Origin of the sequence: Streptomyces canus 299MFChir4.1 (assembly GCF_000383615.1) — a bacterium.
Taxonomy (GTDB): Bacteria; Actinomycetota; Actinomycetes; order Streptomycetales; family Streptomycetaceae; genus Streptomyces; species Streptomyces canus_C.
Genome location: NZ_KB911585.1, coordinates 34,939 through 60,483 on the forward strand (window position 1 = coordinate 34,939; position 25,545 = coordinate 60,483).

The 25,545-nt window shown below is 72.1% G+C and carries 18 protein-coding genes and 1 pseudogene; 14 read left to right on the forward strand and 5 right to left on the reverse strand.

Going from position 1 to position 25,545, the window contains the following annotated elements:
- Nucleotides 1–349: 349 nt before the first annotated feature.
- Nucleotides 350–1,096: an MBL fold metallo-hydrolase gene (locus tag H293_RS0111080; protein ID WP_028807743.1), complete on the forward strand. Its 747-nt coding sequence runs from the start codon at nucleotides 350–352 to the stop codon at nucleotides 1,094–1,096.
- A gap of 41 nt (nucleotides 1,097–1,137) precedes the next feature.
- Nucleotides 1,138–2,376 carry a DUF4032 domain-containing protein gene (locus H293_RS0111085; RefSeq protein WP_020117945.1) on the forward strand — a complete coding sequence of 413 codons (1,239 nt, stop codon included), beginning with the start codon at nucleotides 1,138–1,140 and terminating at the stop codon, nucleotides 2,374–2,376.
- A gap of 2 nt (nucleotides 2,377–2,378) precedes the next feature.
- Here the strand turns inward: H293_RS0111085 and H293_RS0111090 are convergent, their stop codons facing one another.
- Nucleotides 2,379–3,251 (reverse strand): universal stress protein, encoded by an 873-nt coding sequence (locus H293_RS0111090; protein ID WP_020117946.1) that lies wholly within the window; start codon nucleotides 3,249–3,251, stop codon nucleotides 2,379–2,381.
- A 67-nt stretch (nucleotides 3,252–3,318) separates the two neighbouring features.
- Between H293_RS0111090 and H293_RS0111095 the strand changes: the two genes are divergently transcribed.
- From H293_RS0111095 to H293_RS0111115, 5 genes are all read left to right on the forward strand, one after another.
- Nucleotides 3,319–3,672 carry a VOC family protein gene (locus H293_RS0111095; protein ID WP_028807744.1) on the forward strand — a complete coding sequence of 118 codons (354 nt, stop codon included), beginning with the start codon at nucleotides 3,319–3,321 and terminating at the stop codon, nucleotides 3,670–3,672.
- A gap of 119 nt (nucleotides 3,673–3,791) precedes the next feature.
- Nucleotides 3,792–5,468: an NAD(P)/FAD-dependent oxidoreductase gene (locus H293_RS0111100; RefSeq protein WP_020117948.1), complete on the forward strand. Its 1,677-nt coding sequence runs from the start codon at nucleotides 3,792–3,794 to the stop codon at nucleotides 5,466–5,468.
- Complete coding sequence (locus H293_RS0111105) at nucleotides 5,465–6,922, forward strand: ATP-binding protein (protein ID WP_020117949.1); 1,458 nt, start codon at nucleotides 5,465–5,467, stop codon at nucleotides 6,920–6,922. Before H293_RS0111100 ends, H293_RS0111105 begins: the two co-directional genes overlap by 4 nt.
- On the forward strand, nucleotides 6,919–7,272 hold the full coding sequence (locus H293_RS0111110) for a UBP-type zinc finger domain-containing protein (protein ID WP_020117950.1): 354 nt from the start codon (nucleotides 6,919–6,921) through the stop codon (nucleotides 7,270–7,272). The genes H293_RS0111105 and H293_RS0111110 overlap by 4 nt, the downstream gene beginning before the upstream one ends.
- Before the next feature lie 165 nt (nucleotides 7,273–7,437).
- The gene (locus tag H293_RS0111115) at nucleotides 7,438–10,386 is read left to right on the forward strand and encodes a helix-turn-helix transcriptional regulator (protein WP_020117951.1); all 2,949 of its coding nucleotides are present in this window, start codon (nucleotides 7,438–7,440) and stop codon (nucleotides 10,384–10,386) included.
- 7 nt (nucleotides 10,387–10,393) lie between these two features.
- Here H293_RS0111115 and H293_RS0111120 read toward each other — a convergent pair whose 3' ends face one another.
- From H293_RS0111120 to H293_RS0111135, 4 genes and pseudogenes are all read right to left on the reverse strand, one after another.
- Nucleotides 10,394–11,599, reverse strand: a complete 1,206-nt coding sequence (locus H293_RS0111120) for an SGNH/GDSL hydrolase family protein (RefSeq protein WP_020117952.1) — start codon at nucleotides 11,597–11,599, stop codon at nucleotides 10,394–10,396.
- Nucleotides 11,596–13,932, reverse strand: a pseudogene (locus H293_RS52600) (glycosyl hydrolase family 95 catalytic domain-containing protein). Before H293_RS52600 ends, H293_RS0111120 begins: the two are co-directional and overlap by 4 nt.
- A gap of 20 nt (nucleotides 13,933–13,952) precedes the next feature.
- Entirely contained in the window at nucleotides 13,953–15,731 is a 1,779-nt protein-coding gene (locus H293_RS0111130; protein WP_020117955.1) for an alpha-galactosidase D, read from the reverse strand.
- A 53-nt stretch (nucleotides 15,732–15,784) separates the two neighbouring features.
- Complete coding sequence (locus H293_RS0111135) at nucleotides 15,785–16,963, reverse strand: ROK family transcriptional regulator (protein ID WP_020117956.1); 1,179 nt, start codon at nucleotides 16,961–16,963, stop codon at nucleotides 15,785–15,787.
- Between the two features lie 190 nt (nucleotides 16,964–17,153).
- Here H293_RS0111135 and H293_RS0111140 point away from each other — a divergent pair, with 190 nt between their 5' ends.
- The 7 genes from H293_RS0111140 to H293_RS0111170 all read left to right on the forward strand — a co-directional run bounded on the left by H293_RS0111140 (nucleotide 17,154) and on the right by H293_RS0111170 (nucleotide 25,539).
- Nucleotides 17,154–18,347: a serine hydrolase domain-containing protein gene (locus H293_RS0111140; protein ID WP_020117957.1), complete on the forward strand. Its 1,194-nt coding sequence runs from the start codon at nucleotides 17,154–17,156 to the stop codon at nucleotides 18,345–18,347.
- A gap of 68 nt (nucleotides 18,348–18,415) precedes the next feature.
- Nucleotides 18,416–19,795, forward strand: coding sequence for a CAP domain-containing protein (locus H293_RS0111145; protein ID WP_028807745.1), 1,380 nt, complete (start codon nucleotides 18,416–18,418; stop codon nucleotides 19,793–19,795).
- 56 nt (nucleotides 19,796–19,851) lie between these two features.
- Entirely contained in the window at nucleotides 19,852–20,529 is a 678-nt protein-coding gene (locus H293_RS0111150; protein ID WP_020117959.1) for an AIM24 family protein, read from the forward strand.
- A gap of 171 nt (nucleotides 20,530–20,700) precedes the next feature.
- Nucleotides 20,701–21,741 carry a tetratricopeptide repeat protein gene (locus H293_RS0111155; RefSeq protein ID WP_020117960.1) on the forward strand — a complete coding sequence of 347 codons (1,041 nt, stop codon included), beginning with the start codon at nucleotides 20,701–20,703 and terminating at the stop codon, nucleotides 21,739–21,741.
- Nucleotides 21,738–22,712, forward strand: a complete 975-nt coding sequence (locus H293_RS0111160; RefSeq protein WP_020117961.1) for a polyprenyl synthetase family protein — start codon at nucleotides 21,738–21,740, stop codon at nucleotides 22,710–22,712. The genes H293_RS0111155 and H293_RS0111160 overlap by 4 nt, the downstream gene beginning before the upstream one ends.
- Before the next feature lie 71 nt (nucleotides 22,713–22,783).
- On the forward strand, nucleotides 22,784–23,743 hold the full coding sequence (locus H293_RS0111165) for a threonine/serine dehydratase (protein ID WP_020117962.1): 960 nt from the start codon (nucleotides 22,784–22,786) through the stop codon (nucleotides 23,741–23,743).
- A gap of 152 nt (nucleotides 23,744–23,895) precedes the next feature.
- On the forward strand, nucleotides 23,896–25,539 hold the full coding sequence (locus H293_RS0111170; RefSeq protein WP_020117963.1) for a serine/threonine protein kinase: 1,644 nt from the start codon (nucleotides 23,896–23,898) through the stop codon (nucleotides 25,537–25,539).
- Nucleotides 25,540–25,545 lie beyond the last annotated feature (6 nt).

Genomic DNA, 25,545 nt, shown 5'->3' on the forward strand with positions numbered 1-25,545 from the left:
CGTGACGCACGTAAGGCTGACCGAAGACACCGACCCCGGACACAGCCCCGTCCCTCCGCGGGCCGGACAACGAGAACCGGCGACAAGCCGCCGCGGCGGCGGGCCAGGAGGACGAAACCCTGACACGGGCGCGCCGGAACCCCGGGGCACAGGCCTCCACGAACGTGCCCGACCCGGGGTGCACGCCGGTCCCATGACGCAAGCAAGGCTGACCGAAGACACCGCCCCCGGACACAGCCTCGTCAGCACGGAAGTTGAGCGCTGGAAGACCGGTACCCGCCGCTCCGGATCGCCTGAGCGTCTGCTTTGCTGTGTGCCGTCGGGCAGGGACTCACCGGGCGGGGCGATCATGAGCGCAGGCGTGCAGCAAGTCGCGGACGGCACCTATCTGGTGCACGGCAGCAACACCAACTGGGTGATCCTGACCGAGGGAAGCTCCGCCACGCTGGTCGACACCGGCTACCCGGGCGACCGGGACCAGGTGCTCGCCTCCCTCGCCGAGGTGGGGAGTTCACCGGAGGCGCTCACTGCCGTGCTCATCACGCACGCCCACAACGACCACCTGGGCTCCGCCGAGTACCTGCGCAGCGCCTACGGCACGCCGGTCTACCTGCACGAGGCCGAAGTCCCGCACGCCCGGCGGGAGTTCCTGCACCAGGTCTCCGTCGGGACGGTCCTGAAGAACAGCTGGCGCCCCGGTGTGCTGCCCTGGGCGATGCACTCGATCCGCGTGGGCGGCACGGCCCACGTACCCGTCGCCTCCCCGCAGCCGTTCCCGGCCCAGGGCGCCCTCGATCTGCCCGGCCGCCCGGTGCCCGTCCACACACCGGGCCACACCGACGGACACTGCGCCTTCCACCTCCCCGACCGCGGCGTGGTCATCTCGGGCGACGGCCTGGTGAGCGGTCACCCCACCTCCCGGGTCAAGGGGCCGCAGCTGCTGCCGGACATGTTCCACCACGAGCGCGCGCGTGCCGTGGCGTCGCTGGACGTGTTCGCGCGGCTGGAGGGCGAGATGCTGCTGCCGGGGCACGGTCCGGTGCACCGCGGTCCGGTCCGTGAAGCGGCACTTCAGGCCAGGGACCGCGCGCTCTAAGGTGAGGTGACGATCACCGACCAGGCGAGGACAGAGCACCGATGGCACTGCAGATCAGCGCGACGAACCCGGAGCACCCCGCGCTCCTGCTCGAACTGCCGTGGCACCTGCCGCTGGAGCAGTGGCCGGAGGAGGTCCTGGTCCCCCTGCCGCGTGGCATATCCCGCCACGTGGTGCGCTACGCCCGCGCCGGCGACGAGGTCATCGCCGTGAAGGAGCTCGCCGAGCGCCCGGCGCTGCGCGAGTACGAGCTGCTGCGCGACCTGGACCGGCTCGGCATACCCGCCGTCGACCCGCTCGCCGTGGTCACCGGGCGCACCGACGCCGAGGAAGCCCCGCTGGAGTCGGTCCTGGTCACCCGGCATCTGGGCGGCTCGATGCCGTACCGCTCGATGTTCGAGACGACCATGCGGCCCGCCACCATGCACCGTCTGATGGACGCCCTGGCGGTCCTTCTGGTCCGTCTGCACCTGGCCGGGTTCGCCTGGGGCGACTGCTCCCTGTCCAACACCCTGTTCCGGCGCGACGCGGGCGCCTACGCCGCCTATCTGGTGGACGCCGAGACCGGCGACCTGCATCCGCAGCTCAGCCCCGGGCAGCGGGACTACGACCTCGACCTCGCCCGCGTGAACATCAGCGGCGAGCTGCTCGACCTGGAGGCCTCGGGGGCGCTGCACCCCTCGGTCGACGCGATCGAGTTCGGCATGGAGATCTGCTCGCGCTACAGCAGCCTGTGGGAGGAGCTGACCCGCAGTTCCGTCTACCCGGCGGGCAAGTACCACTTCATCGAGCGCCGGATCCGGCGGCTCAACGACCTCGGCTTCGACGTGGCCGAGATGCAGATCGAGCACGCGCCGAACGGCGACACGGTCACGTTCGTGCCGAAGGTCGTGGACGCGGGTCACCACCAGCGCCAGCTGCTGCGCCTGACGGGCCTGGACACCGAGGAGAACCAGGCCCGGCGGCTGCTGAACGACCTGGAGAGCTGGATGGCCACCCAGGACGACTACGCCCCCGGCGACCCGCTCGGCGCCCGCCCCGAGGTGCTCGCCCACCGCTGGGTGCGGGACGTCTTCCGGCCCACGGTGCGGGCGGTGCCGCTCGACCTGCGCGGGTCGATGGACCCGGCCGAGATCTACCACGAGCTCCTGGAGCACCGCTGGTACCTGTCCGAGCGGGCCCAGCACGACATCGGCCTCGACACCGCGGTGGACGACTACATCACGAACATCCTCCCCAAGGCCCGCGAGACACTCCAGCCCACCCCCGCCGCCGACTGACCTCAGGCGTGCGGGACCACGGCCACCGGGCAGTCCGCGTGGTGCAGCACACCGTGCGCGACCGAGCCGATCCGGGCGCCCACCGCGGTACGGCGGGCCCGGCGGCCGACGACCATCAGCTGGGCCCGTGCCGTCACCGACAGCAGCACCTGTCCCGCGCTGCCCATCTCCACATGCTCGACGACCGGCACATCGGGGAAGCGCTCCCGCCACGGCCGGAGCGCGGAGGCCAGGGCCTTCTGCTCGTACTGCTCCAGGCCCCCGGCCTCGTCGAGCAGCTTGAGCGAGCCGGGGCTGTAGGCGAACACCGGCGGCAGGGTCCAGGCCCGCACGGCACGCACGGCGGCCCCCCGCGCCGCCGCCGTCTCGAAGGCGAACCGCATGACCTCGGCGCTGTCCTCCGGGTCGCCCTCCTGGCCCACGACGATCTCGCGCCCCGAGACCTCCGCGGTGGCCTGGTCCCCGGCCCGCACCAGGACCACGGGCCGCGTCGCCTCGGCGATCACCTGCTGGCCCACCGAGCCCAGCAGGAAGCCCACCACAGGGCCGTGCCCTCGGGAGCCCAGGACCAGCAGTTCGGCGTCGGCCGCCGCGGCGACCAGCACGTCGACGCTGCCGCCCTCCACGAGGTCGGTGTCCACATCGAGCCCGGTGTGCCGCCCGGTGACGGTCCGGACGGCCTCGGCGATCGCGTCCCGCGCCCAGTCCGCCTGAGTGTCCCGGTCCCCCACGTCGATGCCCTCGTACGGCTGGAACCGCCAGGCGTGCACCACCCGCAGCCCCGTTCCCCGCCGGACCGCCTCCCGGGCGGCCCAGCCCAGTGCGGCGAGGCTCTCCTCGGTTCCGTCGATCCCTGCGGTGATCGGGCGTGTCATGCGCCGGCCTCCTCGTTCTTGATCAATGCGGTGGACCCTGATCCTCAGTCTTCACTACGCTCCCCGTATGGCATTGGAATGGGAGCAAGTCATCGTGGATGCCGCCGACCCCGCCGCCCTCGGGCGCTGGTGGGCCGAGGCCCTGGGCTGGGTGGTGGTCGAGGACTCACCGGACGAGTTCGAGATCCGTCCCGAGAAGGACCGGATCCCGGGGCTGCTGTTCGTGCCGGTGCCGGAGGCGAAGACCGTCAAGAACCGGCTCCACCTCGACTTCCGCCCGGACGACCAGGACGCCGAGGTCACCCGCCTCCTCGCCCTGGGCGCGCGGCACACGGACATCGGGCAGGGCGAGCAGTCCTGGGTGACGCTGGTGGACCCCGAGGGCAACGAGTTCTGTGTGCTGGGGCAGCGCCAGGCCTGACACCGGCGGAGTCAGGCATACCTGCGCGTAGCGGGGCGATCGAACATACGATGGGCGGGACCGGGCCGGTACCACGGGGGGCGCCGTGCCCCGACCGACCGCCCGGGGTGGGGAGACGTATGGCACAGGCCGCCGAATCGGCGCGGACCGTCATCCTGACCGTGGACGACGACCCGGGGGTCTCCCGCGCCGTCGCCCGCGACCTGCGGCGGCGCTACGGCGAGTCGTACCGGATCGTGCGCGCGGAGTCCGGTGAGTCCGCGCTGGAGGCGCTGCGGGAGCTCAAGCTGCGCGGCGACCTCGTGGCGGTGATCCTGGCCGACTACCGCATGCCGCAGATGAACGGCATCGAGTTTCTCGAACAGGCCCTGGACGTGTATCCGGGCGCCCGCCGCGTGCTGCTGACGGCCTACGCGGACACCAACGCGGCGATCGACGCGATCAACGTCGTCGACCTCGACCACTACCTCCTCAAGCCGTGGGACCCGCCCGAGGAGAAGCTCTACCCGGTGCTCGACGACCTCCTGGAGGCGTGGCGCTGCAGCGACTACCGGCCGGTGCCCGCCACCAAGGTGATCGGGCACCGCTGGTCGGCGCGCTCCTCCGACGTGCGGGAGTTCCTGGCCCGCAATCAGGTGCCGTACCGCTGGTACTCCACGGACGAGCCCGAGGGACAGCGGCTGCTGGCCGCCGCGGGCCAGGACGGACAGCGGCTGCCGGTGGTGATCACCCCCGACGGCACTCCCCTGGTCAAGCCGGAGGCCCCCGACCTGGCCGCCCACGTGGGCCTCGCCACGACCCCGACCGCCGACTTCTACGACCTCGTCGTCATCGGCGGCGGCCCGGCCGGGCTGGGTGCGGCGGTGTACGGGGCCTCGGAGGGGCTGCGGACCGTGCTCGTCGAGCGCTCGGCGACCGGCGGACAGGCCGGACAGAGCTCGCGGATCGAGAACTACCTGGGCTTCCCCGACGGCGTGTCGGGCGCCCAGCTCACCGACCGGGCCCGTCGGCAGGCGACGAAGTTCGGGGCCGAGATCCTCACCGCCCGTGAGGTGGCGGCCCTGGAGGTCAACGGCGCGGCCCGCACCGTGCGGTTCACCGACGGGTCCGCGGTCGCCGCGCACAGCGTGATCCTGGCGACCGGCGTGTCGTACCGGCAACTGGAGGCGCCCGGCTGCACCGACCTGACCGGGTGCGGGGTGTACTACGGCTCGGCGCTGACCGAGGCCGCCTCCTGCCAGGGGCAGGACATCTACATCGTCGGCGGCGCCAACTCCGCGGGGCAGGCGGCCATGTACCTGTCCCGGGGTGCCAAGTCGGTGACCCTGCTGGTGCGCGGCCCCGACCTGGCCGCGTCGATGTCGCACTACCTGATCCAGCAGATCGAGGATGCTCCCAACATCAGGGTCCGCGCGCGCACCGTCGTCGAGTCCGCGCACGGCTCCGACCACCTGGAGCGGCTGACCCTGCGCGACACCGAGACCGGCGAGACCGAACTCGTCGACGCGCAGTGGATGTTCGTGTTCATCGGCGCGGCCCCGCTGACCGGCTGGCTGGACGGCACGGTGCTGCGCGACGAGCACGGGTTCATCCTGGCCGGGCCCGACCTCACCCCGGACGGGCGGCCGCCCGCGGACTGGGAGCTGGACCGGCCGCCGTACCACCTGGAGACCAACATTCCGGGCGTGTTCGTCGCGGGCGACGCGCGCGCCGAGTCCGCGAAGCGGGTCGCGTCCGCAGTCGGAGAGGGAGCCATGGCCGTGATGCTCGTCCACCGGTATCTGGAGCAGTCGTGAGCGGGCAGCCGATGCCGTGCAGCCCCGGGGAGATCGGGTCGCTGTTCCTGTTCGAGAAGCTCTCCCCCGAGCAGCTCGGGCAGCTGTGCAGCGCGGGCCGGGTGGAGAAGTTCGAACCGGGACCCGTGTACACCGAGGGTGAACCCGCCACCTGCTTCTACGTCATGATCGAGGGCACGGTCGTGCTCTCCCGCCGGGTCGGCGGCGACGACGTGGAGATCAACCGCACCTCGCAGCCCGGGGTCTACGCGGGATCCATGCAGGCGTACCTCGGTGACCGGGTGCAGCAGACGTACAACGGCTCCATGCGGGTCACCGAGCCCTCGCGGTTCTTCGTGCTGCCCGCGGAGACGTTCTCGGCCTTCATGCAGGAATGGTTCCCGATGGCGGTCCATCTGCTGGAGGGGCTCTTCTTCGGTTCGAAGAACACCCAGCGGGCCATCGGGCAGCGTGAACGGCTGCTGGCCCTCGGCTCGTTGTCCGCGGGTCTCACCCACGAGCTCAACAACCCCGCGGCGGCGGCCGTACGGGCCACGTCGACGCTGCGCGAGCGCGTGGGCAAGATGCGGCACAAGCTCGGCGTCATCGCCCAGGGCTCCTACTCCCGCGAGGTCATGGCGAACCTCATCGACATCCAGGAGCGCACCGCCGAACGCGTCGCCAAGGCGCCTGTGTTGAGCCCGCTGGACGCGTCCGACCGGGAGGACGCCCTCGCCGACTGGCTCGACGACCACGGCATCCAGGAGGGCTGGCGGATCGCGCCCACCTTCGTGCAGGGCGGCCTCGACGTGGACTGGCTCGACCAGGTCGCGGCGACCGTGGGCGAGGAGATCCTGCCGAACGCGATCGGCTGGCTCAACTACACCGTCGAGACCGAGCTGTTGATGGACGAGATCAACGACTCCACGGCCCGGATCTCCCACCTCGTCGACGCGGCCAAGCAGTACTCCCAGCTGGACCGGGCGCCCTACCAGGTGGCCGACGTGCACGAACTCCTCGACAGCACACTGCTCATGCTGTCGGGGAAGATCGGGCGGCAGATCAAGGTCGTCAAGGAGTACGACCGGACCCTGCCGCGGATCCCGGCCTACCCCGCCGAGCTCAACCAGGTGTGGACCAACCTGATCGACAACGCGGTGCAGGCCATGAACAGCGTCGGCGGGGAGGGGACGTTGACCGTCCGGACCGCGCTCGAACACGACCGGCTGCTGGTCGAGTTCCGGGACACCGGGCCCGGGGTGCCGGCGGACATCCGCGGGCGGATCTTCGATCCCTTCTTCACCACCAAGCCCGTGGGCGAGGGGACCGGCCTCGGCCTCGACATCTCCTGGCGGATCGTGGTCAACAAGCACCACGGGACACTCCAGGTCGAGTCGTCGCCCGGCGACACCCGCTTCCAGGTGCTGCTTCCCCTGACCGCCGCGGACAACGACACGACCGAGGAGCCGGAATGACCGGCGTCAAGGGCATCGACCCGAGCGTGCCGCCCAGCGGGGACGGGTGCGTGGAGTGCGACGCGGCCGGTGGCTGGTGGTTCCATCTGCGGCGGTGCGCGCAGTGCGGGCACGTGGGGTGCTGCGACTCCTCCCCCGGTCAGCACGCGACCGGGCACTTCCGGAATTCCGGGCATCCTCTGGTGCAGAGTTTCGAGCCGGGTGAGGAGTGGTTCTGGAACTTCGAGACGAACGAGATGTTCGAGGCGGGGCCGGAGCTGGCGGGGCCGGTGAGTCATCCGGAGGGGCAGCCGGCGCCCGGGCCGCAGGGGCGGGTGCCTTCCGACTGGGCGCGGGTGTTGCGCCGGTGAGCGCCTAGAAGCTCGGTACGGTCCGTCTGACGGCGGGTGCGGGTCGTCCGTGGTTGATCGCGCCCGCGCGGCGGAGCCGCGTATCGGCACAGCCCCGCGTCCTTGGGTGGGTCCCCGAGCCCCCGGACCAAATGCGCTGTCAGTGTCGCGTGCCAGGATGTAAGCGTGTCGCAGATCTCCATCAGTACGCCGCTCATCGGGCGGGACGACGAGCTCGCCCGGCTGTCCGGTGTGCTGGAGCGGGCCCGGGGCGGGGAAGCCCGGGCCGTTCTCGTCGCCGGGGACGCCGGGGTCGGCAAGACGCGGTTGCTGGACGAGGTCAGGGGGCGGGCCGCGGCCGGGATGACCGTGCTCGCCGGACACTGCGTCGATCTCGGTGATGTCGGGTTGCCGTACCTCCCCTTCACCGAGGTGCTCGGGGTGCTGGCGCAGGACGAGCGGTTCGCCGGTGCGCTCGCCGCGTATCCGGTGGTGGAGCGGCTGTTGGGCGGCGGCTCCGCCGGGGACACCGGTGGGCGGCTGCGGTTGTTCGAGGGGATCGCCGGGCTGCTCGCCGATCTCTCGGACATCGCCCCCCTGCTGCTCGTCCTGGAGGATCTGCACTGGGCCGACCAGTCGTCCCGGGATCTGCTGCGGTTCCTGCTCAGCCGCGGGATCCTGCAGCGCTCGGCAGGCGGCGCGCCCACCCACCGGCTGGCCGTTCTCGCCTCGTACCGGGCCGACGACCTGCACCGGCGGCACCCGTTGCGGCCGCTGCTCGCCGAGCTCGTGCGGCTGCCCGCAGTGGAGCGGCTGGAGTTGCGGCCGATGGCCGACGGCGAGGTGGCCCGGCTGGTGCGGGCCCTGCGCGAGGGACCCCTGCCGGACACCACCGTGCGGCGGATCGTCGAGCGGGCCGAGGGCAACGCCTTCTACGCCGAGGAACTGCTCGCCGCCACGGGGAGCGGTCAGGGCGGGATGCCCAGTGGGCTCGCCGATGTGCTGCTGATCCGGTTCGAGCAGCTGTCCGACACCGCTCAGCAGGTGCTGCGTACCGCCGCCGTGGCCGGGCGGCGCGTCGAGCACGACCTGCTGCGGGATGCCGTACGACTGCCCGAGGAGGAACTGGAGACGGCCCTGCGCGAGGCCGTCGGGCGGCAGGTCCTGGTGCCGGGCGAGGGAGACACCTACACGTTCCGGCACGCCCTCGCCCGTGAGGCCGTCTACGCCGATCTGCTCCCGGGTGAGCGGGCGCGGCTGCACGGCGCGTTCGCCCGGCTGCTCGACGGGCGGGGGCACCGGGCCGAGAGCGCGGCGGAGCGGGCCCATCACTACCGCGAGAGCCATGACCTCGCCCCCGCGCTCGCCGCCTCCGTGGAGGCCGCGGACCACGCCGAGCGGGTGGGGGCGCCCGCCGAGGAGCTACGGCATCTGGAGGCGGCCCTCGACCTGTGGTCGGCGGTGGAGCCGTCCGCGCGGCCCTCGGGTGAGGGGGTCGACCGGGTCCGGCTGATGCTGCGGGCCTCGGCGGCGGCAGCGCACGCCGGCGAACTGCACCGGGCGGTCTCGCTCACGCGGGCCGCGCTCGTCGGCGTCGGTCAGGAGGCCGACTCCGAACTCGCCGCCCGGGTGCGCTACACACTCGCCGGGAACCTGATGAGCGTCGACAACCTCACCGCCGCCTTCGCCTACAGCAGCGAGGCGCTCGCCATGATCCCCGCCGAGCCCCCGTCCCGCACCTGGGTGTGGGCCGCGGCGACCCATGTGCTGGCGGCCCGGCAGGTCGGGGAGAACGAGGTGGCGCTGCGGGTCGCCCGGCAGGCCCTCGGCACCGCCGAGCGGTTGGGCGTGCCGGACGCCCAGGCGGATCTGCTGATCTCCCTGGCCGTTCTGGAGGGCGGCGGCCGCCGTACTCCGGCGGGGCGGGAGCGGCTGCGGCAGGCCCGGGAGCTGGCCCGCGAGGCGTGCAACACGCCCGTGGAGATGCGCGCGCTGTTCAATCTCGCCATCGGCTGCTTCGAGTCCGGGCAGCTCGACGAATGTCTGCCCTGGCTCACCGAAGGCCTGGACCGGGCCCGTCGCGCCGGGCTGCTGTCGTCGCCGTATCCGATGGAGATGCGCTACCTGCACCTGCTGGTGCTGTACACGCTGGGGCGCTGGGACGACTGCGTCCGCGAGGCGAACGTCGATGCCGACGTGCTGCCCGCGGCCGGCGGGTACACGATGGCGCCCGCGCTGTACGTGGCGCTCGCACGCGGCGACTCCAGGGCTGTCGACCGGGCCCGGGCTTTGCTGGAGGGGCCGTTCGACTGGATGGCCACGCTTGCCGCGGGCATCGCGCTGACCGACGCGGCGGCGCTGCGGGGCGACGCGGAGGAGGCGGTGGCGCGGATGCGGTCGACCGTCGCGGCGCTGGCCGACGAGATGGGGACCCCTCCCCATGTCACCGTCCGGCTGGCCACCCTCGCGTTGTCCGCGGTCGCCGACCGGGCCACCGATCTGCGTCTGAAGGGGGACCAGGCAGGCGCGAGTCGCTGGGCGGAGACCGCGACCGAGCTGGTGGAGCTGGCCAGGACCACCGCCGTGCACGGCGAGGGCGGGATACCGCAGGGCCCGGAGGGACAGGCATGGCTGGCCCGTGGCGAGGCGGAGTGGAGCCGGGCCGCGTCGGGGCCGGATGCCGAGGCCTGGGCGAAGGCGGTCGCCGCGTTCGACTTCGGTGACGTGTACGAACCGGCGCGCTGCCGTCTGCGGTACGCCGAGGCCCTGCTCGCCGCCGGCCGGCGTGAGGAGGCCGCGACCGAGGCCCGGACAGCGCGTGAGGTGTTCGCCCGGCTCGGCGCCACGGTGCTGCTGGAGCGGGCGGACGAGCTGATCCGGCGCGGCAGGCTCACCGAGGCCGGGGCCGCGCCCACCACGTCGCCGCTCACGGCCCGTGAGCAGGACGTGCTGCGGCTGCTCGCCCGGGGACGCAGCAACCGCCAGATCGGCGAGGAGCTGTTCATCACCGGCAAGACGGCCAGCGTGCACGTCTCCAACATCCTCGCCAAGCTGGGTGCGGCCAGCCGCACCGAGGCCGTGGCCGTCGCCTTCCGCGAGGGGCTGATCGCCCCGGAGACGACGGCCCACGGCTGACGGGTCCTCAGTGGCAGGCGCAGTCGAGGCTGTTCAGGTCGACGGAGTCCGCCATGGCCTGCATGCCCTTGTCGTTGGGGTGGATGTGGTCCCCGCCGTCGAAGACGGGGAGCATCCGCTCATGGTCGTAGGGGCTGCGCAGGACCCGGTCGAAGTCGGTGACCGCGTCGAACTCGTCGCCGTGGCTCCGGACGAAGTCGTTGACCTCCTGTCGTACGGCCTCGGCGGCCGGGTCCCATTCCGGCCAGCCCTTGAAGGGGGCGATGGTGGAGACGACCACGCACTTGCCGGCGTCGTGGGACCGGTCGACGATCTCGCGGTAGCCGGAGATCAGGTCCGCCGCGGTGACACCACTGTGGGCCTTGAGGTCGTTGACGCCTTCGAAGAGGAACACAGTGCGCACGCCGGGCTGGGAGAGCACGTCCCGGTCCAGCCGGTTCAGGGCGCTCGGCCCGGCCCCGTCGGCCAGCACCTTGTTGCCGGAGATCCCCTCGTCGGCCACGCCCTTGACCGTGGTGTGCGCCTTCTGCAGACGGCGGGCGAGGTAGTCGGGCCAGCGGCGGTTGCGGTCACTGGTGGACTGCCAGCCGTCGGTGATGGAGTCGCCGAGCGCGACGACGGCACCGGTGGCCGCGGGCGGGCGCACCGAGACCGCGTCGAGGTAGAACCACGAGCCGATGCCCTCGGTCCAGTGGGCGCCGCTCTCCTCGGCGGTGTGGTCGCCCCGGGTGGCGTACGACGTCTGCAGGGCCATCCAGTGACCGGTGGCCGGGCCCGCGGCGTCCGGGCTGTGGAGGCTGACGACGAGGTTCGACCCGGCGGCCAGCGTGCCGGGCAGCGGGTCGCTGTACACCGTGGCGCCGGGTTCCACGGTGACGGAGGACGAGCCGTCGAAGGTGAGCCGCCTGTTGGTGCCGCGCACCAGCGCGGCGTCCTTCAGCTGGAGGCCGGCATAGACGCTGTCGAAGGTGACCGACTGGGTGCCGAACGCGTTGGAGAGCCGGATGCGGGGCTCCCGGCCGCCGACGCTGGTATGGACCACCATGCGGTAGCCGCGGTCGGCGGCCGAGTCGCCGATGGAGTAGGCGCTCGCGCCCCACGTGATCACCCCGTCGGGCGGGCTGACGGCGGCCGGTGCGGGCGTGGCCCGGAGGGCTGCGGCCGCGACCGCGACGGCGAGGAGCCGGGCCCAGCGGGCTGTCCGGCGGCTCATCGGTCGAAGCCCTTCAGGGTGACCGTGGCTCCGGGCTCGAGTGTCACCGTCCGGGTGCTTCCCGCGTGGGCGACCGTCGTGGTGCGGCCGCCGGTACTGCGGATCCGTGCTTCGGTCGGTTTCCCATCCCGCCAGCGTAGGTCGACGACGAAGCCGCCGCGGGCGTTCGCTCCGCTGAGAGCGCCGGAGGCGGCCCACGCGTCGGGCAGGGCGGGCAGGAGTTCCAGGTGGCCGGGGCGGGAGTAGAGCAGCATCTCGATCATCGCTGCAGGGGTACCCAGATTCGCGTCGATCTGAAAGATTCCGCGCCCCTGTTCCACCTGGTAGATGTCGAAGAGGTTGAAGGCGGTGCCGTTGCTGCCTCCGGTGGAGGGCCGGAGGTTGTTGACCACCAGCTGGTAGGCCTCGTCGGCGTGCTTGAGGCGGGCCCAGCACAGAGCGCGCCAGGCGTTGGCCCAGCCGAAGCTCTCCATGCCGCGGGCGGTGAGCAGGGCGGTGGCGCCCTGGACGATCTCGGCCGGGGTGGAGCCGTCGGGGCGGATGCGGTCGCCGGGGAAGAGTCCGACGAGGGGCGACAGGTGGCGGTGGGTGGTCTCGCCGAGGTTGTCGGGCGACATCCACTCCTCCAGCCAGCCCGTCGTGGGGCTGACCTGCGGGAGGTAGAGGCGTTTGCGGAGGCCGGCGATCGTGGCGGCGAATCCGGTGTCCTTCTTCAACTCGGCCGCCGCCGTGCAGTAGTTGCCGAACAGGGCCCACACGAGTTCCTGGGCGTAGGTGATGCCCTTGGCGTCGAGGGGGCCGTGTTCGGGCGACCAGTCGCTGTCGGCGACGAGGACCTCCCGGGTGGTGCCGGGCAGGGTCGTGGTCAGCAGCCGTGCCTCCCAGAACTCGCAGGCACCCTTCAGGAGGGGGTAGATCTACTCCAGATGGGCCCGGGAGGTGGTGAACTCGTAGTGCTCGTAGAGGGAGTTGCACAGCCAGGCGTTGCCCGCCGGGTGCCACCACCAGCCGCCCCCGCCGAAGGGGTTGGTGGAGATGGCGACCGTCCAGCCGGCGTTCTTGCCCGTCGAGTTGCGGTAACGGTTGCGGGGGTCGTTGAACAGCCTGCGGGTGAGGTCGTTCCAGGACGGCAGTTGAGCGACGCAGTAGTCCGTGAACGCGTCGAAGCACTGGGGCAGACCGGCCCGGTCGGTCGCCCAGTAGTTCATCTGGAGGTTGATGTCGGTGTGGTAGTCGCCCATCCAGTCGGGGTCATTGCCGTCCAGCCACAGCCCCTGCAGGGCGAGCGGCAGGCTGCCGCGTGAGGCCGCGATCGTCAGGTAGCGGCCGAACTGCAGGTACTGGGCCTCCAGTTCGGGGTCGGGCACTCCGTCCCGGGCACGGGCGTGCAGCCGCTCCCAGGTGTCAAGGGCACGCTGCTCTGCGGAGGAGGTGCCGAGCGAGACGTCCAGCTGCCCGAACAGGGCATGGTGGTCGGCGATGTGAGTGGACAGAAGGCTGCTCGCAGAGTGGCTGGCGGCCGCGCGGACCTTGGCGCGTGCGAGCTTCTGCGGGTCGAGGGAGGAGTCGCGGAAGTGGGCGGCGGCGTCGGGCGTGTAGTTGGTGCCGCCGCTCAGGACGACGGTGAGTTCCCTGCACCCGGTGAAGCCGATGTGCGGGCCCTTGACGGTGACGCTGCCGCCGGAGCCGTACGCGGTGATCGCGGCTCCGTAGCGCAGGCCGTTCGGGAGGGTGGCCCCGAAGGAGACCGCGGGCTCCTCGCCGTGCGTTCCCTCCAGGGTGATCGTGCCGGTGTAGCGGCCTCCCCCGCTCTGGGTGAAGTGCAGGACGATGACGTCGTCCGGGTGGCTGGCGAAGATCTGGCGTCGGTAGGTCACCCCGGAGCGGACGTACGACGTCTCGTTCACGCCCCGGGCGAGGTCGAGGGTGCGGCGGTAGCCGGAGACGGCGGACAGGTCGTGGTCGGGGATGTCCACGGCGAGCCGGGCCAGCAGGGTGAAGGAGCCGAAGTCCTGGCGACCGTAGGGGAACTGGCCGTCGGCGTCGAGGGTGTCGTTGAGGCCGCCGGTCCACAGGGTGGCGTCGGTGACGAGGAGGAGTTCACGGCCTGGGTCGTTGCTCACGAGGGCGCCGAGGCGGCCGTTGCCGACGGGCAGGCCCTGTTCGATCATCGAGTGCTCGTCGGCGGGGGCCTGCCACCACAGCCGGTGGCGGGCGTCGGTGTCGAGGGCGGCGACCGGTCTTTGCGGCGCCGCGGTCGCCTTGAAGGTGGGCAGGGCGGCGAGCGCGGCGGTCAGTGCGAGGACACCGCGTCTGGAGGGGGCGGGGGTCATGGCGGCTCCTGGTGGCTCGGTCAGGACTTCGGTACGTCGATCCGGTCGATGTCCGGCGCGTAGCCGGTGCCGCTGTCGAAGGTGATCGTGTTGGCGCCGGCCTTGAGCGTCACGGGCACGTACACGGCGGCCACGGTCCCCCAGTCGCCGGTGGCGGGGAGCTTGTGGCGGGTGGCGCCGCCGCCGTTCGCCGAGATGTCCACCGAGCGGGCGTCACCGCTGACGTAGGAGACCTTGATCTGGTAGGTGCCGGCCTTCGCGACGACGACGTCGTTGAAGGTCAGAGTGGAGCCGAGGTACAAGTTGCCGACCTTCTTCCCGTCGGAGCAGGCGGAGCAGTCGGCGACGGAGGCGTTGCCGCCGAGGGTGTTGGCGGAGGACTCGGCCTCGTGTCCCGTGAGGGCGACCGCGGTGCCGCGCGGGGTGACCGTGAACAGGCGCGAGCCGTGGGCGGGCAGGGCCTGGGTGATCTTGTTCTGGTAGGAGCCGAGGTTTTCGTGGTTCCACAGATCGCGGACGGACGCCTTGCCGGTGAAGCCGAGGGTGGTCCAGTCGGCGGTGACGGAGGCGGGGGCGTCGGCGAGGTTGAAAAGGGCGACGGTGTAGGTGCCGTCGGGGTTCTTCGCGGCCCAGACCTGCTGCGGGTCGGACGGGGTGACCGGCCGCGCGGGCGGGTTGGGGCCCTGGTCGATCGCGATGACCTCGCGGTTGGTCAGCAGGGAGAGCCCGTAGGAGTCCAGGCGGGTGAGGTCGTCGCCGGTGTACAGGGGGGACTTGGCGATGGCCCACAGGGTCGCGTAGCTCTGCCGTTCGGCCTTGGTGAGGCCGTCCATCTGCCCGTTGCCGACGTCGAGGGAGTCGAGGTCGTTCCAGCCTCCGGGTCCGGCGTGACGGGTCCAGGCCGGGGTGTCGTCCCAGCGGTCGTCGACGGAGTTCTCCCAGCTGACGAGGGTGTTGCAGTAGCACTCGACGTCGGTGTCGATACGCCAGCCCTGCGAGTGCTTCTTCCAGTCGGCGGCGTGGCCGATGTCGAGGGACCAGGAGATTTCGAGGTGGATCGGGCGGCCGGTGCCGGCTATCGCCTGGTGCCAGGCGGCCACGTCGGCAACGTTGTCGTACTGGTCGCCGCTCTTGCCGGATCCGGGGCCGACGCCGTCGAGCTTGAGGAAGTCGAAGCCCCAGTCGGCGATCAACTGGGCCTGCGAGTCGATGTACTTGCTGGTGCACGGCTTGGAGAAGTCGAGCTTGTAGGCGCTGTCCCAGCCGTTGGTGGTGCGCAGGTCGCCGTAGACGATGTCGGCGGTGGTGCAGCCCTCGGCGTTCCGGATCGGGGTCTTGCCGTCGCCGTAGGCCCCCTTCTCCAGGCCGGCCGGGAGGTAGATGCCGGCCTTGAGGCCCTTGGCGTGGATGCGATCGGCGACGGCCTTCATGCCGTGGGGGAAGCGGACCGGGTCGGGCTTCTGGCGGCCGTACTGGTCGAACCCGGACTTCCAGCTCTTGTCCATCCACCAGCCGGCGTCGATGTTGACGTACTCGTAGCCGTACTTCTTCAGCTTGCCGGCCAGGGCGTCGGTCTGCTTGAGGACGTTGGCCTCGGTGAGGTAGCTGTAGTCGCCGTCCGGGTTGAGGCCGGGGTATTTGGAGGACTGCATGCTCCAACTCGACCAGCCCATGTAGGGCTTGGCGGCGAGGGCGGGCGCGGGGGTGTCGGCGGCGTGCGCGGCGGGGACCGCGACCGCGGTGAGGGCGAGCACCAGCAGGGCTCTGGCGGGCATGACGAAGTACGAGGATGACCGCATGGGTCGTACCTCCAATGGAGTGCGGGTTCTTGTGCCGGTCTTGGTACGGGTTCCTATCGGCTCGTGTCCGGGCCGATGAAGGACTGGATGGCGGTGGCGGCGGCTCCGCGAGCCCACTCGTCGAAGGGCAGCGGGTGGGTGCGGACGTCGCACTGGGCGGCGGAGCCGAAGGCGGCCGCGACGAAGGCGTCACGGATCTGCTCGGCGAACAGGTCGTGGGCGGCGAGTCCCTCGCCGGAGATGATCACGCGTTCGGGTCCGAGGAGGTTGGCGACGGTGGCGATGCCCCGGCCGATCGCCTCGCCGGCGCGCGCGTACACGTCCCGGGCCGCGGCGACGCCTTCGCGGGCCAGGGCCAGGGCCGCCTCGGCGTCGGGGAGTTCGGCGCCAGTGGCCTCGCGGATCTGCCCGAGGATCGCGGCCTCCCCCGCGATCGCCTCGACGCAGCCGCGGTTGCCGCAGTGGCAGAGCGGGCCGGCCGGGTCGACGGTCACATGGCCGATCTCCCCGGCCACGCCGTGCGCCCCGGCGACCACCCGGCCGTGCACCACCAGGCCGCAGCCGATGCCCGCGCCCACCGTGACCACGGCGAAGTCGGACAGGCCCACCCCGGCGCCGAACCACTGCTCGGCGACCGTCAGGGCGCGGACGTCGTTGTCGACGGTGACCGGCAACCCCGTGGTCATGGCGGCGAGTTCGGCGAGCGGGACGTCGCGCCACTCCAGGAACGGCGAGTAGCGGACGGTTCCCTCGGCCCGGTCCACGTCGCCGGAGACGGCGATGCCGAGGCCCAGAACGGGGGCTGTGGAGCCGTCCGTCTCGGCCAGGAGCTTCTGGGTGAGCTCCGCGATGCTCTCCAGCACCGTCCTGGGGTCGCGGCCAGGAAGCGGCAGGTGCCGGACCACGCGGATACGGCAGCACAGGTCGGTCAGGACCCCGATGATCTCGTCCCCGGTGACCTTGATGCCGATGAACAGGGCCCGCCCTCCGTCGACCCGCACGAGGTTCGCGGGGCGGCCCAGCGCCGGACGGGCCTCCTCGTCCACGCCCTCCACCAGGTATCCGGCCTCGATGAGCGGGCGAACCGCCTTGGTGACGGCGGCCGGGGACAGGCCCACGCGCCGGGCCACCTCCAGGCGGGGCAGGGGGCCCTGGGACAGCACGGTGGTGAACACCTGTGAGGCGGCGGGGGTGTTGGCGGGAAAAGTCTCTCCGCGAGGGGTGGGGCGCATGGCCGGGAACTTAGAGGGATTCTTTTCCTTCGTCAATAAAAGAAGCAGGATCGGCTGTGCGTTCCAGAAGAGACTCCTGTGCCGACCGGATGACCAATCATCACTTTTCGCACTTTTCACAGCCATACTCTCCGCATCCGTACCGGAACTGACGAAGCGACAGGAGATCAGTCGGATGGCATCAGTACGAATGGTGGTCGGGGCGGTGGCCGGAGCGGTTCTGCTGCCCCTTCTCGCGGTCCCCGCCCACGCCGATTCACCCGCCGCGCCCGCGGTGGATCTCGCGGGTCTGCGCGGCGTGTTGCGTTCCGCGCTGGCCCAGGGCGCGCCGGGTTCCATGGCCCGGATCGACGACGGAGGCACGGTGTACCAGGCCGCGGCCGGTGTCGCGGACCGCGGAAGCGGGCGGGCGATGGGGGACGCCGACCGGTTCCGCATCGGCAGCGTCACGAAGACCTTCACCGCCGTCGTGCTGCTCCAACTGGTCGACGAGAAGAAGCTGAGCCTCGACGCGCCGGTCAACCGGTATCTGCCCGGGCTTCTGCCGGACGACCGGATCACGGTGCGGCACGTCCTGGGCCATCGCAGCGGGCTGTACGACTACACGAACGACATGTTCGCCAAGACGGTCCCCGGGTTCGAGGCGGTCCGCAAGAAGGTCTTCACACCTCTGGACCTGGTGAAGCTCTCGCTCGGCCGAGCGCGCACGAACGCGCCGGGCGCGGTGTACTCGTACTCCAACACCAACTTCGTCGTCGCCGGGATGCTCATCGAGAAGCTGACCGGGAACCCGGTGCGGACCGAGTACGAGAACCGGATCATCGCGCCGCTGAAGCTGAGTGACACGTTCTACGTGCACCCCGGCATGAAGATCCCCGGCCGTCACGCCCGCGGCTATCTCACCCCGGACCAGGCGGGCGCCCCGCTCGTCGACGCGACCGAACAGACCGTGTCGTGGGCGCAGAGCGCGGGCGGGCTCATCTCCAGCACCCGGGACCTGAACACCTTCCTGTCCGCCCTGCTCGGCGGCCGGCTCACCTCGGCCGCACAACTGGCGCAGATGGAGCGGTGGATGCCGGCGTCGGGCAGCGGTCAGGCGTACGGGCTCGGGCTGCGCCGCCGCGATCTGTCGTGCGGGGTCTCGGTGTACGGCCACACCGGTGCCGTACAGGGCTTCTACACGTACGCGTTCGCCTCGAAGGACGGCAAGCGTTCTCTGGCCGCGGTCGCCAACACGTCCAACAACGGCACGGTCCTCAACACGATGCTGCGCACCCTGGACTCCGCGTTCTGCGGCAAGACGGTCAAGGCGGTCAGGCCTCCGCACGGCAAGGCGCCGGTGGAGCGGCACGAGGACGTGGCGCCGGCGCTCACGCTGGACTGAGCGCGGGCCGGGAACCCCCGTGCCCCGGTGTCCGTTCTCCCGGCGGACGACGACATCAGGGCGGCACGATGAGCGAGTTGGTTCCCGGGGGCAATCTGCCCCTCCCCGAAGGGGCCGTCACCGTGCGGGTGCCCGGCCCCTTCGACGTGTCCGCCCTCGTCACGGACGAGGGCGGCAAGGTGCGGGGCGACGCGGATTTCGTGTTCTACAACCAGCCCTCCGCACCCGGCGCCCGGCTCTCGGGCGACACGCTGACCGTCGATCCCCGGCGGCTGCGCGCGGGTGCCGACAGGATCACGGTGGTCGTCAGCCCGGCCGACTCCGGCACTCCTCTGGGCCGACTGCCCGCCCCGGTCCTCCAGGTCACGGGCCCGGGCGGTCGCCCGCTCGCCCGGTTCGCGCCCCCGCGGCCACGGCAGGAGACCGTGCTGCTGCTCGCGGAGATCTACCGGCGGGGCGACGGCTGGAAGCTGCGGGCGCTCGGGCAGGGCTACGCGGACGGACTGGCGGGGCTGGCACGGGACTTCGGGGTGGACGTCGTGGACGACACCCCGGCGGCCCCGGTGCCCTCCGCGTCACCGGTGGCGTCGCGGGCCCGCCCTGCCCCCGCTCCAGCGTTCCGGACCGCACCGGCCTCGACCACGGCACACCCGGCACCGACCCTCCCCTCGCCCGACGCGGCCGCCTTTCTCACCCTGGTCAACTCGGCCCGTTCCACAGCGAGTTCACCCCCCGTCTCCCTCGACCCCCGGCTCATCGAAGCCGCCCGCGCCCACGCCTCGGCCATGGCCTCCGCGGGCCGGCTCGGTGTCGAGGGCGCGGACGGGGTCTCCGTCTTCCAGCGGCTCGCCGCCACCGGCTACGCGTACCTCACCGTCGGAGAGCACCTCGTCTCCGGCCCCCGCAACCCCTCCGAGCTCGTCGAGTACTGTCTGCGCACCGAGCAGCCCCGGCGGACCCTGCACGACCCGGCCTTCAGCCATGTCGGTCTGGCGCACGCCGACGGCCGCTCCGGCGACACGTACTGGACAGCGCTGTGGGCCAGGCCGCTCACGCCGGACGCCCTCACGCGGACCGCCGAAGAGGTCGTCGGCCTCACCAACCGCGAGCGCGCCCGGGCCGGGCTGCCGCCGCTCGCCGTCGATCCCCTGCTGGCCCATGCCGCGCAGGCGTACAGCACCGACATGGCGGTGCGCGCCTTCTACTCCCACACCTCGCCCGAGGGCACCCAGCCCTGGGACCGGGCAGCGGCCGCGGGCTCCGCCCGGCGCTCGATCGGGGAGAACATAGCCTGCGGCCAGCGCTCCGCCGCCGAGGTCGTCGAGGGCTGGATGAACAGCCCAGGCCACCGCGCCAACATCCTGAAGCCCGACTTCACCCACATCGGGATCGGCTTCGCGGGCGGCGGCCCGGCGGGCACGTACTGGACCCAGCTGTTCGGCGCCTGATTCCCGTACCGGAGGGGATCTTGGCGGAGGGGATCCCTCCGGGCCAGGATGCACCCATGAAGGGTGACCTGTTTTCCAGTGAGCACATGGTGCAGCCGGCCACGGCGCCGGGCATGACGGTCGAGAACGCCAAGTGCATCAGGTACGCGGTGCACGGCGAGATGCTCGCCCGCCAGGGGGCGATGGTCGCCTACCGCGGCAATCTCCAGTTCGAGCGCAAGGGCCAGGGCATGGGCGGCATGCTCAAGCGGGCCGTCACCGGCGAGGGACTGCCGCTGATGGCGGTGCACGGACAGGGCGAGGCCTGGTTCGCGCACGAGGCCCAGAACTGCTTCATCGTCGACGTGGAGCCCGGCGACGAGTTCACGGTCAACGGCCGCAACGTCCTGTGTTTCGACGCCTCGTTGGCGTACCGGATATCGACCGTGAAGGGAGCCGGCATCGCCGGTGGCGGTCTGTTCAACAGTGTCTTCACGGGGCACGGCAGGCTCGGCCTTGTCTGTGAGGGCAACCCGCTGGTGATCCCGGTCTCGGCGGACTTCCCGGTGTACGTCGACACGGACGCGGTCGTCGGCTGGACGGCGGGCCTGGGCACCTCGCTGCACCGCTCGCAGTCCATCGGGTCGATGCTGCGCGGCGGCTCAGGGGAGGCGGTGCAGCTGATGCTCCAGGGCTCGGGATACGTCGTCGTCCGGCCGAGCGAGGCGACCCCGCAGAAGGCGCAGCAGCACTGAGGCCCCAGGCAGTGATCTGCGCCTCACAGGCAACCCGTCCGGCTCCGTCCTCGTCTTGACCGGCAACGGATGACGCCCCGGCCCCAGGGTCGGGGCTCATTTTCAAGGCACTATGCACACCATGTATACACAGCGCGTATAGACGAGGTGTATACGGACGGAAAGGCATACATGTACGGCAAGGCATTCGCCCCGGAGTACCAGGGTGCGCTCACCGCTCTCTCCGTGAACTCCTCGCTGGACGACGTCCTGGCCGCCGGCACCGAGCAGTTGAGAGCGGCCGAGCGGGCCGGACGGCACGGGGAGGCCGCGCGCTCCGGACTCGCGGTCGCCGAGGCGCAGCGCAGGCTCGGTCAGGTCGCCGACGCCGACCGGGCCTGGAAGGCGAGCTACCGGGCCGCGCGTCGGGCCGACGACACCGCGGCCATGGCCTGGGCACTGTGGAGCGGCGGCACACTGGCCCGGCAACGGGGCCAGTTCTCCCTGGCCCGGCGGCTGTTGGGGCTCGCGGCCGAGTTCGGCGAGCGGGGCGGGGACGTCGTCGTGCGCGGGTACTCGCTGGCGGGTCTTGCCGAGACCGGCCGTATCCAGGGCGACTACGAGGCCGTCGGCCGGCTGCACGAGCAGCTGCTGGCCGAGGCCCGGCGGCGCGGCGAGGCACGGCACACGGTGTGGGCGCTGTCCGGCATCGCTCAGATGCACCGCAACACCGGGTCCTACGACACCGCGTTCGCCATGTTCGAGGAGGCGGCCCAGATCGCCACGGGGGCCGACGACCGGCGTGGTCACGCCTGGGCGCTGCGCGGGCTCGCCGACCTCGCCTCCGTCCGCGACGGCGACACCGAACGGGCCCTCGCCCTGCTGTCCGAGGCGGAGACGACATGCCGTGAGATGAACCTGTCCAGCGCGCTGGCCTACAACCACAAGATGCGCGGCAACGTCCTGTACCGGGCCGGGCGTTACTCCGAGGCCCGCGACCTGTACGAGCAGGCGCTCGCCGAGTTCCGCGCCATGGGCGAACCGCGCGGGGAGGCCCTGGCCCGGCTCGGGCTCGCGAAGGCACTGGCCCGCCTGGGCCGCGACCGTGCGGAGACCGCGGCCGAACTGGACGATCTGGCCCGCATGCTGGAGCGCACCGGGCTGCGGCACGCGCGGGAGATGGTGACCCGCGCCCAGGAGGAGTTCGGCGTGCGGGCGGAGGCGGTACGGTGACGACGCTCGCCGCTCCCGAAGTCCTTACCCGCTGCCGCGCGTTGGTGCGACCGGCACTCCAGGAGGCGGTCGGCCGGCTGCACCCCTGGGTGGGCGAGATGGCCGCCTACTCCTTCGGCTGGTGCGAGGTCGGCGGCGCCCCGGCCGAGGCGTCCGGCGGCAAGGGCGTGCGGCAGGCGCTCGCCGTGCTGGGCGCCGAGGCGGCCGGCGCACCCGCACGGGCCGGGGTGCCCGCGGCGGTCGCGGTGGAGCTGGTGCACGTCTTCTCGCTGCTCCACGACGACATCATGGACGGTGACCCGGCCCGGCGCGGCCGCCCCACGGTGTGGAAGGCGTACGGCACCGGACCCGCCGTCCTCGCGGGGGACGCCCTGTTCGCTCTCGCCGTCGAGACCCTGGCCGACGCCGGCTCCGACGCCCTGCGTCGGCTGTCCGCGGCCCTGTCCGACCTGGTGCGGGGGCAGGCGGACGACCTCCTGTTCGCCACCCGCCCCTGGATCGGCCCTGAGCGGGTGCGGCCGGACGAGTACCGGGCCATGGCCGAGCACAAGACCGGGGCGCTGCTGGGGTGCGCGGCGGCGCTGGGCGCCCTGCTCGGCGGGGCGCCCCCGGCCACGGTGGCCGCGCTGGACCGGGCCGGACGGCATCTGGGGGTCGCCTTCCAGATCGTCGACGACGTCCTGGGCATCTGGGGCGATCCCCTGACCACGGGCAAGCCGGTGCACGGCGATCTGCGGGAGCGGAAGAAGACGTTCCCCGTGCTCACCGCGCTCGACTCACCGACTCCCGCCGCGGCGCGCCTGGCGCGGCTCCTGGAGTCGGACGGAGCCCCTCAGGAGATCGCTGCGCTGATCGAGGAGTGCGGCGGCAGAACGGCCGCCCTCGCCGAGGCCCGCCTTCGCATGGCCCGCGCGGAGACGGCGTACGAGCTGCGGCCCCTGCTGGACTATCTCCTGCGGCGGGATCTCTGATACCGAGTTGACCTGGGCCGTCCCCGGGGACAGGGTTCGAATGGAGCTCTCCCCAGCCGGAAGGAACCGTCTTGATCGGGATCACGGACATCGAGCAGCAGGCCGGACTGATCGCAGAACATGTCGTCCGCACCCCGACCCTGCCCAGCCCCGGTCTGTCCGCGCTGCTCGGTGCTCCCGTCACCGTCAAGCTCGAACTGCTCCAGCGCACCGGCTCGTTCAAGGCGCGCGGGGCGACGGCCAAACTGCTGTCGCTGAGCGAGGCGGAGCGGGCGGCCGGGGTCGTGGCGGTCAGCGGCGGCAACCACGGGATCGCCCTCGCCCACATGGCGGCGGCCCTCGACGTCAAGGCGACGGTGGTCATGCCGCGTTCGGCGCCCGCCCGCTCCGTGGAGATCGTCGAGGCGGCCGGGGCCTCGCTGCGGCTGACGGACGACATGGACGGCGCCTTCTCGCTCGCGAAGCGCTTGCGGGACGAGGGGCTGACGCTGGTCCATCCCTTCGACGACCCCGTGGTGATCGCGGGGCAGGGGACCGTCGGACTGGAGTTCGCCGACGACGCGGACGACCTCACCGACGTCCTGGTCAGCGTCGGGGGCGGCGGACTGATCGCGGGCGTCGCGGCGGCGCTGCGGGCGCGGCGTCCGGGTGTCAGGGTCTGGGGTGTGGAGACCGAGGGCGCCGAGGCCATGTCCCGGGCGCTCGCCGCGGGTGGGCCGGTACCGGTCGCGCTGTCGTCCGTCGCGTCCACGCTGAGCGCCCCGTCCGTCTCACAGCTGACGTACGACCATGCGGCGGCTCTGGTCGCCGAGGTCCTCGTGGTGTCGGACCGGGAGGCCGTCCAGGGCTGTCTCGATCTCGCCGACCACGCCAAGGTGTGGGGCGAACCGGCGGCCGGGTGTCTTCTGCCCGCCGCCCGGAGAGTGCTGGAGCGGGTCGGCGACGACTGCCGTCTGGGCCTCGTGGTGTGCGGCGGCAACGCGACCACCGGCGACGTCATGGCCTGGGCGGGGCGATTCGGGCTGCGGTGAGAAAAGTGGTCAACCGCGGTCGCTCTACTGACTTGTGAGTCAGAAACCGGGCAACCAGAAAGCGGATTCCATCGGTTGCCGCTTTCATTGAACACACCCCGCCGCACCCCCCGTACCTCTGTGAAAGGTGAGAGCCAGGGGTTCAGCGAGGGATGACCATGGTCAAGGCGCACGTCTCCACACACGAGTTGGTCGCCGGACGGTACCGGCCCCTGGACGTCCTGCACCGCGAGACCAACCGGACCTGCTGGTACGGCGAGGACGTCGCGTCCGAACGCCCTTGCCTCCTCACCGAGATCGGACTGCCGGCCGGCATCGACGAGGACACCTCGCTGCGCACCGCCGCGGGAGTCGTCCGGATGTCCAAGACCATGCGGGTGCTCTCCCCCGGCCGGATCGCCGCGGTCGTGGACGCCGTGGCGCAGGAGGGTGTCCTGTGGACCGTCACCGAGCCGGTCGACGGCATCCCGCTGGGCGAACTCCTGGACCGGCAGGGGACGTTCGACCACGTGCGGGCGGCCCGCATCGGCCTGGAACTGCTGGAGGTTCTGGAGGCGGCACACGCCGAGGGCATCACCCACGGTGAACTCAGCCCCGGCCAGGTGTTCGTGCACCCCCAGGGTCCGGTGGTCGTCACCGGCTTCGGCCTGGCGGGCGCGACCCTCGCCCCGAGGCTGTCGGCACCGTCGTACGCCTCCCCCGAACAGGCCCGTGACGAGCGCATCGGGCCGGCGGCCGACCTGTGGGCGCTCGGCGCGATCCTCTACACGCTGGTCGAGGGGCGTCCCCCGTTCCGTGACCGCGACCGTCCCGCGGCCACCCTGAAGGGGGTCGACCGGCTGCCCCTGCGGGCCCCGGTGCGGGCCGGGCCGCTCGCCCCGACCGTGCAGGGGCTGCTGCGCAAGAGCTCCCACGAACGGTTGAGCCGCGCGGCCGTGCGCAGCGCGCTCCTCCGGGTCCTCGACGAGTCCCCGGAGGCGGCCCTGCCGGAGGAGGAGCCCAGGGCCCGGCGGCGCGTCCTGCACGGTGTGGCCCCCGGCCGCGGCAGCCGGCTCCTCATCGCGGGGACCGCCCTGGCCGTCGTCACGGTGGCCGCCGCGGTCCTGACGATCACCAAGGCGCTGCCCGGCAGCGACAGTTCGACGACCGGTGAGGCGCCCGCCCCCTCCGCGTCGGCCTCCGCCTCCGCGCCCGCCCCGGCACCCCCGGCTCCCTCCCCGTCGGTCACCGCACCGGGAAACCGCACCGACGAGACCTCCCGCCCGCCCGCGTCACCGACGCCCACCCCGTCGCCGAGCAGGACGGCCGCTCCCACCGCGGGCACGGGACTGCCGAGCGGATACCGCGTGTACCGCTCCCCCGAGGGCTTCTCCCTCGCCCTGCCCAAGGGCTGGAAACCGCTGGAGACCCAGCGCCAGGAGGACCTTGCGTACCGCGTCACCTTCGGCGCCTCCGGCGACCCGCGCACGCTCGCCGTCACCTACAGCAAGGCCGTCGGCACGGACGCCGTGGCCGTGTGGCGCGACGACGTGGAGCCGGGGCTGCGGGACAACCCCGGCTACGAGCGCCTCGGCGACATCCGCGCGACGACCTACCAGGGCCGCGAGGCCGCCGACATGCAGTGGGTCGAGGACGTCGACGGCACCCGGGTGCGCACCTTCGGCCGCGGCTTCCTCATCGGCGGGGGCCGCGGCTACTCGCTGCGCTGGACGACCCCGGCGGCCGACTGGAACGACGACGCGAACCAGGAAGCGCTGGACACCTTCCTGAGCACCTTCCGGGTGCCCTCGGGCTGAGCCGCC

What these genes read in the sequence shown, in the direction of transcription:
- H293_RS0111110 (WP_020117950.1), top strand. Translation starts at nt 6,919, where the DNA reads ATGACCGGCGTCAAGGGCATCGACCCGAGCGTGCCGCCCAGCGGGGAC.
- H293_RS0111155 (WP_020117960.1), top strand. Translation starts at nt 20,701, where the DNA reads ATGTACGGCAAGGCATTCGCCCCGGAGTACCAGGGTGCGCTCACCGCT.
- H293_RS0111120 (WP_020117952.1), bottom strand. Translation starts at nt 11,599, where the DNA reads ATGAGCCGCCGGACAGCCCGCTGGGCCCGGCTCCTCGCCGTCGCGGTC.
- H293_RS0111135 (WP_020117956.1), bottom strand. Translation starts at nt 16,963, where the DNA reads ATGCGCCCCACCCCTCGCGGAGAGACTTTTCCCGCCAACACCCCCGCC.
- H293_RS0111140 (WP_020117957.1), top strand. Translation starts at nt 17,154, where the DNA reads ATGGTGGTCGGGGCGGTGGCCGGAGCGGTTCTGCTGCCCCTTCTCGCG.
- H293_RS0111095 (WP_028807744.1), top strand. Translation starts at nt 3,319, where the DNA reads ATGGCATTGGAATGGGAGCAAGTCATCGTGGATGCCGCCGACCCCGCC.
- H293_RS0111080 (WP_028807743.1), top strand. Translation starts at nt 350, where the DNA reads ATGAGCGCAGGCGTGCAGCAAGTCGCGGACGGCACCTATCTGGTGCAC.
- H293_RS0111150 (WP_020117959.1), top strand. Translation starts at nt 19,852, where the DNA reads ATGAAGGGTGACCTGTTTTCCAGTGAGCACATGGTGCAGCCGGCCACG.
- H293_RS0111170 (WP_020117963.1), top strand. Translation starts at nt 23,896, where the DNA reads ATGACCATGGTCAAGGCGCACGTCTCCACACACGAGTTGGTCGCCGGA.
- H293_RS0111090 (WP_020117946.1), bottom strand. Translation starts at nt 3,251, where the DNA reads ATGACACGCCCGATCACCGCAGGGATCGACGGAACCGAGGAGAGCCTC.
- H293_RS0111100 (WP_020117948.1), top strand. Translation starts at nt 3,792, where the DNA reads ATGGCACAGGCCGCCGAATCGGCGCGGACCGTCATCCTGACCGTGGAC.
- H293_RS0111145 (WP_028807745.1), top strand. Translation starts at nt 18,416, where the DNA reads ATGAGCGAGTTGGTTCCCGGGGGCAATCTGCCCCTCCCCGAAGGGGCC.
- H293_RS0111085 (WP_020117945.1), top strand. Translation starts at nt 1,138, where the DNA reads ATGGCACTGCAGATCAGCGCGACGAACCCGGAGCACCCCGCGCTCCTG.
- H293_RS0111130 (WP_020117955.1), bottom strand. Translation starts at nt 15,731, where the DNA reads ATGCGGTCATCCTCGTACTTCGTCATGCCCGCCAGAGCCCTGCTGGTG.